The following is a 13,172-nucleotide window of genomic DNA, read 5'->3' as shown; positions in this document are numbered from 1 at the left end:
GGCGACACCCTCGGGTACACGCCGCTGTTCCCGGCAGGCACGCCGATGAACGAGCAGATCCAGTACCGTGAAGCCGACGGCACGCTGGTCACGATGATGGGCTCGCGCCCGACCGAGCGCCACGCGCGCGAGCGCGGCGAGGCGTGGGACGCCCCCGATGCGGGCCCGGGCCGCTACCTGACCTTCCCGACCTTCTACTTCCAGAACCGCACCTTCGGCCTGGAAATCCACGACCACGTGCCGGCCGGCATCTCGCGCGTGGACGTGTACCTGCGCGTCAACCAGGGCATCTTCGACGGCACCACGTTCAGCCTGTTCCGCAATATCCTGGACACCACCGTGCGCGACTACGGCTGGTCGCTGAACTACGGCTTCAACAATCCGAAACAGGGCGGCCTGCCGATCTGTAGCGAGGGCCAGCCGAAGGAGGACTGCATGATGTCCTTCGACTCGAACTGGCGGACCGATCCGCACAGCCCGCTCAAGATCGGCGACAAGGTCGAACTGGCGCCGGCGCCGCGCCTCAAGCGCGACCCGGTGGTGGACGGCGGCGGCAGCCGCTACTACTCGTTCGAGCAGCTCTACGTGGTGGGCGTGGGCATGCGCCCGTGGTACGGCATCGCCCCGAACCTCGACTCGGAACCGCTGCCCGAAGAGACGCTGCTCGGCGGCCAGGCCAGCATCTCGTACAACTACTCCGAGGAGCCGATGCGCGTGTTCCAGCAGATGGCGAACAACATCGGCATCGTCAACACGCAGCGTTTCGTGGAAGGCCGCCGGCTGTTCCACACCTCGTTCCTCGACGGCAAGCACTCGGAGCACGACGCCGACAACCCGGTCTTCACGGCCCACATCGGCCAGCTCGGCCCGCGCTACAACCAGCCGCGCTGTATCGAGTGCCATACCAACAACGGCCGCAGCGTGGCCGCCGGCATCGGGGCGAAGCTCGACACCATGTCGATGCTGACCAACGGCGCCGATGGCCGCGCCGACCCGGCCTACGGCTACAACGTGCAGCAGCACGCCCAGGACCCGACGGCGACGCCGTTCGACGTCACGCTCCAGGCGCTCGACAAGACCGTGCGCACGCTGCCTGACGGCGAGCGCGTGGAACTGGTGAAGCCGGTGTTCGCCTTCAAGGGCCCCACGCCCGCGCAGTTCTCCGCGCGCCAGGCGCCGCAGGTGATCGGCATGGGCCTGATCGAGGCGCTGCCCGAGGCCACCATCCTGGCCCAGGCCGACCCGAACGACGCCAACGGCGACGGCGTGCGCGGCATCCCGAACTGGATCGTCGATCCGGAAACCGGCAAGACGCACCTCGGCCGCTTTGGCTGGAAGGCGTCGAAGGCCAGCCTGCGCCATCAGGTGGGCGATGCGCTGATCAAGGACATGGGCGTGACCTCGCCGACGTTCCCGACGCGCGGCTGCCAGCGCGGCGCGCCGGACTGCCGCACCACCTCGGCGGCCACCTCGGTCTCCGAGGGCGAACTGCAACGGCTCACGCACTACCTGTCGCTGATCGGCGTGCCGGCCCAGCGCAGCCTGCGCAGCGGCTTCCCGGACGGCATCCGCGTGTCGCCCGAGCATGACGTGGACCCGCCCCTGATCGCACGCGGCGCCGCGCTGTTCAACCAGGTCCGCTGCGTGGCCTGCCACACGGCGACGATGAAGACCGGCAACACGCACCCGTTCGCCGAGCTGCGCAACCAGACCATCCACCCGTACTCGGACCTGCTGCTGCACGACATGGGCCCGAACCTGGCCGACTCGCTGCGGGAAGCCAACGCCGCGCCGAACCTGTGGCGTACCGCGCCGCTGTGGGGCGTTGGCTCGCTGCGCTTCGTACAGGGCGGCGACGCGAACGTGCGCCTGCTGCACGACGGCCGCGCGCGCTCGATGCTGGAAGCCATCCTCTGGCACGGCGGCGAGGCCGACAGCAGCCGCACGCAGTTCGAAGCGCTGCCCAAGGCCGACCGCGACGCGGTGGTCGCGTTCCTGCAGTCGCTGTGATGTCGATGTAGTACCAAGCGTTGAAAAGAAAACCGGGGCCTTGTGCCCCGGTTTTTGCTTTCCTCCAAGCCAGTCTGGCTAATCCGTCTGCCGCGCCGGCACCGTGAACTGGACCACCGCCCCGCGCGGGGTGTTGGGGCTGGCCCAGAGCCGGCCGCCGTGTCCGTCGATGATCGACCGGCAGATCGACAACCCCATCCCCAGCCCGGTTTCCTTGGTGGTGTAGAACGGGGCGAACACGCGCTCGACGCTGTCGGCGCTGTCGGCGCTGTCGGCGCCGAAACCGGGCCCCGAGTCGCACACGGCCACGCTCACGCAGCCGTCCTCGGCGGGCGCGGTGCGGATCACCAGGTGCCGGCCGCCATCGCTGACGCCGYCCATCGCCTCCAGCGCATTGACGATCAGGTTGAGCAGCACYTGTTGCAGTTCGACACGATCTCCCTCGATGTGCGGCAAGCCGTCCGCCAGCGCCGTCTCCACCGTGGCAAGGCCCTTGGCGGCTTCGCCACGGGTCAGCTCCACCACCTCGCGGATCGCCGCGTTCATGTCGACCGGCTCCTTGCGGGGCGGCGATTTCTTGATCAACTGGCGGATGCGCCCGAGCACATCGCCCGCCCGGTTGGCGTCCTTGACGATGCGGGTCAGCGCCTCCCCCACCTCGTCGACATTGGGCGGCCGGSCCCCCAGCCAGCGCAGCGCGGCCTGCGCGTTGGTCACCGTCGCCGCAATCGGCTGGTTCACCTCGTGCGCGATCGAYGCCGCCAGCTGCCCCATGGTCGCYACCCGGTTGGCGTGCGCCAGYTCGGTCTGCACCTCGCGGTAGCGCCGCTCGCCCTCGCGCACGCGCTCCTCGGCCTGCTTGCGCTCGGTCAGGTCGAGCACGAACGCCACGCCCTCCTGCCGGCCGTCGCCGAACGAGGCCAGGCCGACGATGACCGGCACCCGCGTGCCATCCTTGCGGATGTATTCCTTCTCGAACGGCGTGGCGTGCCCGGAGCGCTCGCTCTCGGCCAGCGCCAGCTCGCTCTCCGCGCGGATCTCCGGCGGGGTCAGGTCGCGCCAGCGCACCCGGCCGGAGATCAGATCCTCGCGCGCGTAGCCCACCATGCGCAGGAAGGCGTCATTGGCTTCCAGCACCTCGCCGGCCACGTTCCAGACGATGATGCCGATGATATTGGCCTCCACCAGSCGCCGGATCTTGGCCTCCCGCTCGGCCACGTCGCGGTACAGCCGGGCGTTCTCCAGCGAGATGGCGGCCTGCGACGCCACCAGCTTCAGCACCGCGATCCGCGTCGGACTGAACGCGCGCGCGGTGAGATTGTTCTCCAGATASAGCGCGCCGGTCAGCCGGGCCTGGTTCATCAGCGGCAGGCACAGGATCGAGCGGGCGCGATGCTGGCGCACATAGGGGTCGGTGGCGAACGGCGAGTCGGCCGACGCATCGTCCAGCACCACGCTCTCCCGCGTGCGCAGCACGTGGAACAGCAGCGACTCGGGCAGCATTTCCGCGCTGACCGGGACGTCGCGCAACTGGAGCTGGGGCGCGTCCGTGCCAGTGGTGGCTTCCGCCGCCACCCGGTGCGCACCCGCGCCGGACAGCACCAGCAGGCCGCGTTCGGCGCCGGCCTGCTCGATGGCCGTGCGCATGACCATGTCGATCAGGTTTTCCAGCACGATGTCGCCCGAGGCGGCCTGAGACACCTTGAGAACCGTCGCCAGGTCGAGATGCTCCACCGGCGTGGCGATAGTGGTCGTCGGGCCCGGCGCGGGATCTTCGGTGCGCAGATACGGATACTCGGCCTCGAGCTGCCGCACCTTGCCGTCGGCGCCCCAGCGCAGGTAGCCATAGCGCGCGTCATGCAGGTAGATCCGGGCGATCCTCTCCAGCCCGCGCGCCGCGTAGAAGCGCGCGGCCAGTTCGTTGGCAAGCGCCTCGATGTGCACGAATCCGCTCGCCTGCGCCGCGTCGATGGCCCGCTCGTAGCCATGCTCGGCGTCCACCAGACGGCCTTCAAGCCGGGCGATCTCGGCGCCGACCAGCGTCGCGCGGTCCGCGAAGTTCTCCGGGCAGTGCTCGGCCCAGTGCGCGAGCTGCCCGTGATGTGCGGCCAGCGCGTCAAGATGCGGCTGGCGGCCGTCGGCCGGCGCGCTGTCACAGGTGGCGGCCTCGGCCAGCGCGGCGTAGAAGTGGTATTCCGCCTCCTCGAAGAACGAGGACGAGGTCGAGAGCAGCACCTGCGCACGCGCSGCCGCGGCCATGGCGGTGACGTAGTCGCCGCACAGGTAGCGCGACTGGAGCTTCCGGGTCCAGTACCAGCACTCGGCCAACACAAGGTCCGGGCTGGCCGCCAGATGCTGTTCGACGCGCGCCTCGTCGAATGGATCGCCGTCCAGGCTGCCGAAGACCGGCGTCAGGCCGCGCAGCATCCGCACCAGCGCCAGTTGCGTGCCGATAAAGTCGGTCACCAGCCCGAAGCGCACCTTTTCGGCGTAGGCCAGCCCGCGCTCGGCCTCCGCCTGCACCTCGGCCAGCGGCTCGCCCGCGAACAGCATGTCCGAGTTGCGGGCGTTGCCCGCGAAGGCGCCGTACGGCAGGTCGCCGATCCGGTTCGCCGCCGCAAACGCGCGGCGCAGCATCGGCTCGCACTCGCGCACCGGCCGCAGCCAGCGCATGACGAAGATCGAGAAACAGAGGAAGGTCTTGGCCTCGAAGCGCGTGAGGCCGCGCCGGTCCACCAGTTCGCAGCCCAGCTGGCCGAAGCGGAAGCCGGCCTGATAGTCGCCAAAACGCCGCCCGGCCACCCGSCCGACATTGGCGTAGAGCACGCAGGACGCATCGCAGTTACCCCGCTCGATGCTGAGGCTGACTGCCTTGCAGATGGTCAGGCCGGCCAGGTTGGCATCGGTCTGCACGGCCGGCGCGAACAGCTTGCTCAGCGCCTCCACGGTGCCCAGCGACGCCGCGTCGTCCATCAGCGGCAGGTCGATCAGGTCCTCGATGGCGCGGTCCCCGAGGTGGGTCCAGATCTCGTCGTACTCGCGTCGGACCGCGTCGTCGTCCGGGTGGGGCGTCCATTCGATGCCGACCTGCCGCAGGTACTCCAGGCACACCGCCACCGCGCGGTCGCTCTGGTCGAGCACGAGGCAGATGTCCATCTGGAGGCAGGCGATCAGGGCCTTCTCGACTGTGGTGGTGGCGCGCGCCGTCAGCGCGCCCAGGCGCGCGTCCGCGATATCCAGCTGGCCAGTCAGGAACTCGCATTCCACCCGGTGCTGCTCCAGCGCGAAGCGCAGCGCATGCCGATTCGCCCAGCCCCCGTCGCCCAGCAGCTCCGCGCCGGTGCTCAGGTAAGCCAGCGCCGAGGCATAGGCCGTGGAGGCCTTGGCGCGCTGCCCGGCCATCAGGTTCAGTTCCGCCAGACGCTCGCGTTCGGCCGGCTCGGTGATCAGCGCCGCGCCGCGATTGAGCTGGCCGGCGATTTCGAAGATGGCCTCGTCGAGCATCTCCGGCGGCGTCTGCGCCGCCAGCATCCGGCCCACGCGCAGGTGGGCGGCGGGGCGCGACGCTTCCGGCGTCAGCAGGTAGGCGGCCTCGTGCACGCGGTCATGCGCGAAGGCATAGGCGCCGTCGGCGCGTTCGACCAGTTCCTGGCGGAAGGCCTCCCACAGCGCCGCGTGGACCTGCGCCTCCGGCACGCCCAGCACGGTGGTCAAGGTCGTCATCTCGGCCACGTTGCCGAGGCAGGCCAGTTGCTGCAACGCCTGCTGGGTCTCGGCCGGCAAGCGGGCCAGCTTGCCGACCATCAGGTCCACCACGTTGTCGGTGTAGCCCTTGGCGTGGATGCGGTCGGGGTCCCAGGTCCACTGCCGCGCGTCATGGTCGAACGTCAGCAGGTTCTCCTCGACCAGTGCCTGCAGGAACTGGATCACGAAGAACGGGTTGCCGGCGGTCTTGTCCTCCACCAGCTCTGCCAGCGGGGCGATGCGCGCCCGCTCGCAATGGAGCGAATCGGCAAACAGCTGCTCGATGTGGGCGCGGCTCAGCGGCGCCAGCTTGATGTCCTCGACCTTGACCCCGGCATTGCGGATGGCCAGCAGCTTGCCGGTCAGCGGATGGGTGGCATCGACCTCGTTGTCCCGGTAGGCGCCCACCAGCATCAGGTGGCGCAGGTCGGAGCGGACCAGCACGTCCTCGATCAGGTCGAGCGTGGCGGCGTCCAGCCACTGGAGGTCATCGAGAAACAGCGCCAGCGGATGCTCCGGCTGGGCAAACACGCCGATAAAGCGCCGGAACACCAGCAGGAAGCGTTGCTGGGCCTGCTGCGGCTCCATGTCCGGCACCGGTTCCGGCTCGCCGATGATCAGCTTCAGCTCGGGAATCAGGTCCGTCACCAGCCGCGCGTTGGACTCCAGCGCCTCCAGCAGTGCGCCGCGCCAGCGCGCCAGTTCGGCATCGGGCTTGCCGAGCAGCGTGCGGACCAGGCTCTGGAACGCCTGCACCAGCGTCGAGTACGGGATATCGCGCTTGTACTGGTCGAACTTGCCGGCGGCGAACAGCCCGCGCGGCGGCACCAGCACCCGGTGCAACTCGTTGACCACCGAGGACTTGCCGATGCCCGAGTAACCGGACACCAGTACCAGTTCCGGCGTGCTCGTCCGGATGATGCGCGAGAAGGCCGAGAGCATGGTATCGACCTCATGCTCGCGCCCGTACAGCTTCTCGGGGATCATCAGGCGGTCGCGCGTGCCGTGTTCGTCGAGCGGAAAATCCTCGATGCGGCGCTGGCGCTCCCAGTCTTCCAGGCAGCGCCGCAGGTCGTGCTCGACCCCGGCGGCGGTCTGGTAGCGCTCCTCGGCCGTCTTGGCGAGCAGCTTCATGACGATGCGGGACAGCGCGGCCGGCACGGTGTCCACGCGCAGCCGGGGCGACTGCGGCATCCGGGCGATATGGCAGTGCACCCACTCCATGGCATCCGTCGCCGCGAACGGCAGCGCGCCGGTCAGCATTTCGTAGAGGGTGATGCCGAAGGCGTAGAGGTCGCAGCGCGAGTCGATCGACCGGTTCATCCGCCCGGTCTGCTCGGGCGCCATATAGGCCAGCGTGCCAGCGATGGTCTCGGGCGGCTCCGGGGCCTGGCGCTCGCGCGGCAGGCGCGAGGCGAGGCCGAAGCCGGTCAGCCGGGCCTGGCCGTCGGCGCAGTTCACGAGGATATGGGAGGGCTTGAGATCCTTGTGGACCAGGCCGCGCTGGTGCAGCTTGCAGAGCGCCAGCGCGATGCTGGTGGCGTGGCGCAGGAAGGTGCCGGCTTCCATCGGCGTGCCCAGCATCGTCGAGAGCGGCTCGCCGCCCGGATCGTCGAGCATCAGCACGGTTCGTCCGCCGTCGCGCGACAACTCCAGCGGGCGCAGGGCCCAGGCGTCGTCCAGTTCGTCCCGGAGGCCGAACTCGTGCACGAGGCGGTCGAGCGTGGCGGGCAAAGGGTGTTCCGCGGCCGGGCGTGCCAGCAGCACGGCATGGCCGTCGCCCTCGCCCGGAAGCCGGTCTCGGCAGAACACGCGTTCGCCGTCGTCCCACAGGACGTGCAATCTGTTACCCATTGGTGCCGAGACCCGATATTGATCTGCGTCAGCATATACCAAGGCGAACGCGCCGCCATGAAACGTGCGTGATCGGGCACAGCAAGGTCAGTGGGCATATGTTGGGGAGCAGGGCCGGCAGTCGCCTAATATGCCTCATYCGGCGCTTTTTCTTCAGGCCGCCATCCGCTCCGGCACGGCTTCGCTTTCGGCCACCTGAAGCAGGTCGAGCGCGCGGATCTGGTCGGTCATGAAATCGACGAACGCCCGGATGCGCGTGGGCAGGTGCTGGCGGCACAGGTAGCTGATGTAGTGGCCGCGGTCGCTCGGCACATGCTGGCGCAGGGCCATGACCAGTTCCCCGCGCGCGAGGTAGTCCTTCACCTGGTGCGCCGGCATCTGGGCGATGCCCCGGCCATCGCGCACGGCCTGGAGCACGAGGTCGGCGTCGTTGAAGGTCAGCCGGGCAGTCGGCAGCACCTTGCGCAGCTGGCCGTCCACCTTGAATTCCCACTCGGCCACCCGCCCGCTGGTGAAGCGCTGGTTGATGCAGTCGTGCTCGCCCAGTTCGTCCAGCGTGGCTGGCAGGCCCCGCTTCTGGACATAGGCCGGCGCGGCGCAGACCACCATCTGCATCGGAATGAGCTGTTTGGCGATGATGCTGGAGTCGTCGATATAGCCGTCGCGGAACGCCACGTCGACCTGATCGGCGGCGAAATTGGCGGGCCGGTCATCGAGCAGCAGTTCCACCGAGATGTCCGGGTAGGCCTCGGAGAACTTGAGCAGCAGCGGCGCCACCACATTGCGGCCGAAGCCCACGGTGGAGCAGACGCGCAGCATGCCCTGCGGCGGGCCGTTGCGCAGGTCCAGCATGTCGTTCATGGCGCCGACGATCTGGGTCACGCCGAGGTTGCAGTTCTCGAAGAAGCGCTCGCCCTCGCGGGTCAGGTTCGTGGTACGCGTGGTGCGGAGGAACAGGCGGGTACTTAGCTGCTCTTCCAGTTTCTGCACACTCCGGGAAACCGCCGAACGGCCGATGCCCAGTCGCTCCCCGGCGCGCACGAAGCTGCCCTCCGTGGCCACCGCCATGAACGCGATGATGCCGGCGTAGCTGGTGGAGAAGCAGCTGGACAGCGCGTCGGCGCGATTGGGCGTGCCCACACGAAAACCACACTGAGATGACACCGTCTGATGCATTTGATGGCCCCCCTATCAAGCGTGCCGGCAGTCTGCGGAGTGCACTGCGCACTTCGCACCGGCCATGACAGAAGGTTACGTGCCGGGGGGCCGTAAAACTATTCTGCACAGGGGTAGCGGGAGGTCCTACCTAGGATGCGCGAAGTCATACTGGGGTATTACCTGAGGGCCGCCAGGCGACGCGTAATACGTTTGTATAATGCTCCGCCGCAGGCATGCGCGCTACGCTGGAAACGTCTACACATTCACGCGATAGGTGCACGCCTGTCGCGTGCCATATCCATCCCCAAGGGTCGAGGTCGGTCTTTTGCCTTCTGATCAGATAGTGTCGATTGTCGACGATGAAGAGGCCGTTCGCCTCGCGACGGAGAGCCTGGTGCGCTCGTTCGGCAGGCAGACACGCCTGTTTGCCTCGGCGGAGGAGTTCCTGCAATCGGGCCTGCTCGCCGTCACCGCCTGCCTGATCTCCGACGTGATGATGCCCGGCATGTCCGGTGTGGCGATGCATGAACGCATCCTGTCGCTCGGCTATACGCCGCCGACGATCTTCATCACTGCGTTCCCCACCGCAGACCTCAAGGCCCGCGCGGCCGAGAACGGCGCGCTGGCCGTGCTCGACAAGCCGGTSGACCCGGACGCCATCGCCCACTGGCTCAGCGTGGCGCTGGACCTGCCATCGTAGATCGACGAATGCCGGAAGGTGGCGTCCGCTCAGGCCGGCTTGCGCGGCTGCGGCTGGACGCCCAGTGACTCGGCCTTGCGGACCAGATCGGCCACCGAGCGCGCGGCCATCTTCTTCATGACCCGGCCACGGTGAATCTTCACGGTGACTTCCGTGAGATCCATCTCATAGGCGATCTGCTTGTTCATCAGGCCGGCCACCACGAACACCAGCACCTCGCGCTCGCGCGGGGTCAGCGATTCGTAGGCCGTGCGCAGACCCGCCACCGACTGCTCGGCGGCCAGCCGCTCGCCGTCACGGGCCAGGGCGTTGGCCACTGCGTCCAGCATGTCCTGGTCGCGGAACGGCTTGGCGAAGAAATCGACCGCGCCGGCCTTCATCGCCTTCACCGTCATCGCAATATCGCCATAACCGGTCATGAACACGATCGGCATGCGCACGCCACTCTTGGCAATCTGCTCCTGGAACGCGAGGCCGCTCTCGCCGCGCAGGCGGACATCGAGAATCAGGCAGCTCGGCGCATCATGCTTGGGAAACGCCAGGAATTCCTGCGACGACTCGAAAGTCTCCACGCGCAGGCCGGTGGAGCGCAGCAGGCCGCTCAGGGCGAGCCGGACCGCCTCGTCGTCATCGACCACGTAGACCACTCGCTCCTTGCTGTCCTGCGGGCTTTTGGCCAACGTCGTTTGCGACCACGAACTCATCTCGCCTCCTGGGGGGTTACTGCGTCGATCACCTTCGCTATTGTGGCTATTGTAGGTGATTTACTATGTGCAGGCGCTGCCGCACCACCGCCGGGCGCGGACACGAAAAAGGCCCCGTTCCGGGGCCTTTCCCTACCGCCTTCGTGACGAATTTGTCACGCTTGCGGAACCTGGATTCAGGCGAAGTTCTGCGACGCGAAGTCCCAGTTCACCACGTTCCAGAATGCCTCCACGTACTTCGGACGGGCATTGCGGTAGTCGATGTAGTAGGCGTGTTCCCACACGTCGCAGGTCAGCAGCGGCTTGGCGTCGGTGGTCAGCGGCGTGGCGGCGTTGGAGGTGGAGACCAGGTCCAGCGAACCGTCGGTCTTCTTCACCAGCCAGGCCCAGCCGGAGCCGAACGTGCCCACGGCGGTCTTGGTGAACTCTTCCTTGAACTTGTCGAACGAGCCCCACTTGGCGTTGATGGCATCTGCCAGCGCGCCGGTCGGCTGGCCGCCGCCGTTGGGCTTCATCGAATCCCAGTAGAACGTGTGGTTCCACACCTGGGCGGCGTTGTTGAAGATGCCGCCCGACGACTTCTTGACGATGGCTTCCAGCGTGTCGTTCTCGAACTCGGTACCCTTGATCAGGTTGTTCAGGTTCGTGACGTAGGTCTGGTGGTGCTTGTCATGATGGAACTCCAGGGTCTCCTTGGAGACGTGCGGAGCCAGGGCATCATGCGCGTAGGGGAGCGGGGGGAGCTTGTGTTCCATTGTTCTGTCTCTTGGTTTGGGGTGGGGAGTTGCCGATTGTAGGTGACTTGCCAGACCCGCGCAAACGCGGGCGGAATGCCCCCTGGACTCATGTTAGTTTGCGCGGAAGACAATGTCGGGTCGATTGAGAATCAGTCCCATCACGGCTCCAGAACGACTTCAGAACGACTTCAGAACGCCGCCAGCTTGGCCTGCACGCCGGCGATTTCCAGGTCCGCCACGCCATCGGCCATATGCGCCTCCACCACGCTGCCCGCGCGCAATTCGGCCGGCGAGCGCAGCGCCTTGCCACGCTGATCCAGCAGTACCGCATAGCCGCGTTCCAGCGTGCGCTGCGGCGCCAGCAATTCCAGCGCGCCGGCCACGCGGCCCAGCCGCTGGCTTTCGCGCTCGTGGCGGCGCACGGCGGCGGCGTCCAGGCGCGCGGCCAGCCGGCCCAAATCGGCCTGTGCGGCCGCCACGTCGGGGCGGCACGCGCGCCAGCGCATCGCCAATACGTCCTGCCGGTGGCGCTGCGCGGACACCGTATCGCGCAGGGCTGCACGCAAGTGCCGGGCCAGATTGTCGACCCGCGCGCGCCGCTCCTGCAGTTGCGCCTGCGGGCTGCGCAGCCGCCGCGCCAGCCATTCCAGGTGCTGCGCGCGGCGTTCCATCTGCCGGTCCAGGCTTTGCGCCAGCGCATCGCGCGCGCGGCGAACCGCCTGCAGCAGATGCGCGCGGTCCGCGCTGACCAGTTCCGCCGCGCCCGTGGGCGTGGGGGCGCGCACATCGGCGACGAAATCGGCAATCGTGAAATCGGTCTCGTGGCCCACGCCGGACACCACCGGCACGGCGCTGCGCGCAATCGCGTGCGCCACCACTTCCTCGTTGAACGACCAGAGATCCTCGATGCTGCCGCCGCCCCGGCACAGGATCAGCACGTCGCATTCGCGCCGCGCACTGGCGATATCGAGCATGGCGGCGATCTTCTCGGCCGCGCCGGCGCCCTGCACTGGCACTGGATAGACGATGACCGGCACATGTGGCGCGCGCCGCTGGAGCGTAGTCAGCACGTCGCGCATCGCTGCCGCCTGTAGCGACGTCACCACGCCAATCGTGCGGGCGTGGCTCGGAATTGGTCGTTTGCGTTCGGGAGCGAACAGACCGGCCTGGGCAAGTTTTTCCTTGAGGCGCAGGAAAGCCTCGTAAAGATTGCCCATGCCGGCGCGGCGCATGGCCTCCACACCCAGTTGCAGCTCGCCGCGCGCCTCGTACATCGACACCAGCGCGCGCACTTCCACCGCCTCGCCTTCGCGCGGGGCGAAATCCACGTGCTGGTTGCGCCCCCGGAACATCACGCAGCGGATCTGCGCGCGGGCGTCCTTGAGCGAGAAATACCAGTGACCGCTCGCCGCGCGCGTGAAGTTCGAGATTTCTCCGCGCACCCAGGCCAGCGGGAAGCTGCGCTCGAGCACGCCGGCAATCGCATGGTTCAGCTCACTGACGGGAATGACCTCCCGGGTCCGCGCGGACACGGCGGGCATCGCGGGCGGCAGGTTGCGCGGAACATTCTCAAAGTCGGGCATGGCGCACGGCCGCACAGGCGGCGTGGAATGGACATGTCCACAGCATACCCGCTGTGTCAAGTGGTACACCCCGGGCCGCGCCGATCGCTCGGATTGCCGCATCCATCCGTACAACCCTTTGATTCTTATGAGGAATCGGGTCGGACCAAAAAACAGGCAATGTAAGAGAAAACCTTACGCGTCAACCACTTACGGCCAGCGGCCGCATCTTGTTCACAAAGTTATCCACAGAAGTTCTGGATAATCGATTTGTCAAGCGTTTTGCCTGTGGAGAACTTCCGCCGATGCGCGGCGCTTGCGCTACAGCAACGGCTGGCGAGTTGCGATGTCGATCCCCGCTCACCGGGCACCGCAGTGCACCAAAAGTGCCTGATTTTTCAGCAATCRAACGGAAGTCCATATCGATCAATGACTTAACCCGCTTGTCCGGCGCTTATCCACAAGCGGTCCACAGTACTGTCCTGCTTTCATGTGGAAAGCGGTCGACTTTTTCCGGACAGGCGGCGCGAAGGGCCCCTTCGGCCACCTTCCTGCGCCCTTTCGCTCCCTTTGGCTCATTTGCCCGYTTTTTAGGCAGGGCACGGTTCCCCGTTATGGATCAACGGCTTAGGCGGCTTCTCAGAACGCTGTCCACAGCGGGTCCACAGTCCTGTCCCGCGCCACTGTGGACAGCGCTGGCGGT

7 protein-coding genes are annotated in these 13,172 nt (G+C 67.5%); 2 read left to right on the top strand and 5 right to left on the bottom strand.

What is annotated here, in order from left to right:
* Positions 1–45 precede the first annotated feature (45 nt).
* Positions 46–2,010: a di-heme oxidoreductase family protein gene (locus AB4Z27_RS18945; RefSeq protein ID WP_218158048.1), complete on the top strand. Its 1,965-nt coding sequence runs from the start codon at positions 46–48 to the stop codon at positions 2,008–2,010.
* Between the two features lie 78 nt (positions 2,011–2,088).
* Here AB4Z27_RS18945 and AB4Z27_RS18940 read toward each other — a convergent pair whose 3' ends face one another.
* Both AB4Z27_RS18940 and AB4Z27_RS18935 read right to left on the bottom strand, forming a co-directional pair.
* Positions 2,089–7,608: a trifunctional serine/threonine-protein kinase/ATP-binding protein/sensor histidine kinase gene (locus AB4Z27_RS18940; RefSeq protein WP_441645018.1), complete on the bottom strand. Its 5,520-nt coding sequence runs from the start codon at positions 7,606–7,608 to the stop codon at positions 2,089–2,091.
* 153 nt (positions 7,609–7,761) lie between these two features.
* Positions 7,762–8,784: a LysR family transcriptional regulator gene (locus AB4Z27_RS18935; RefSeq protein WP_092298092.1), complete on the bottom strand. Its 1,023-nt coding sequence runs from the start codon at positions 8,782–8,784 to the stop codon at positions 7,762–7,764.
* Positions 8,785–9,109: 325 nt separating this feature from the next.
* Between AB4Z27_RS18935 and AB4Z27_RS18930 the strand changes: the two genes are divergently transcribed.
* Complete coding sequence (locus tag AB4Z27_RS18930) at positions 9,110–9,466, top strand: response regulator transcription factor (RefSeq protein ID WP_369823513.1); 357 nt, start codon at positions 9,110–9,112, stop codon at positions 9,464–9,466.
* A gap of 29 nt (positions 9,467–9,495) precedes the next feature.
* Here the strand turns inward: AB4Z27_RS18930 and AB4Z27_RS18925 are convergent, their stop codons facing one another.
* From AB4Z27_RS18925 to xseA, 3 genes are all read right to left on the bottom strand, one after another.
* Positions 9,496–10,170 carry a response regulator transcription factor gene (locus tag AB4Z27_RS18925; RefSeq protein WP_092298086.1) on the bottom strand — a complete coding sequence of 225 codons (675 nt, stop codon included), beginning with the start codon at positions 10,168–10,170 and terminating at the stop codon, positions 9,496–9,498.
* A gap of 176 nt (positions 10,171–10,346) precedes the next feature.
* On the bottom strand, positions 10,347–10,925 hold the full coding sequence (locus tag AB4Z27_RS18920) for a superoxide dismutase (RefSeq protein WP_092298083.1): 579 nt from the start codon (positions 10,923–10,925) through the stop codon (positions 10,347–10,349).
* Between the two features lie 170 nt (positions 10,926–11,095).
* On the bottom strand, positions 11,096–12,490 hold the full coding sequence (gene xseA / locus AB4Z27_RS18915) for an exodeoxyribonuclease VII large subunit (RefSeq protein WP_441645017.1): 1,395 nt from the start codon (positions 12,488–12,490) through the stop codon (positions 11,096–11,098).
* Positions 12,491–13,172: the final 682 nt, after the last annotated feature.

The organism is Cupriavidus sp. KB_39 (genome assembly GCF_052114485.1).
In the GTDB taxonomy this organism is placed as follows: Bacteria; Pseudomonadota; Gammaproteobacteria; order Burkholderiales; family Burkholderiaceae; genus Cupriavidus.
The sequence above is the reverse complement of the archived record's forward strand: the minus strand, read 5'-3'. Positions and strand labels throughout refer to the sequence as shown.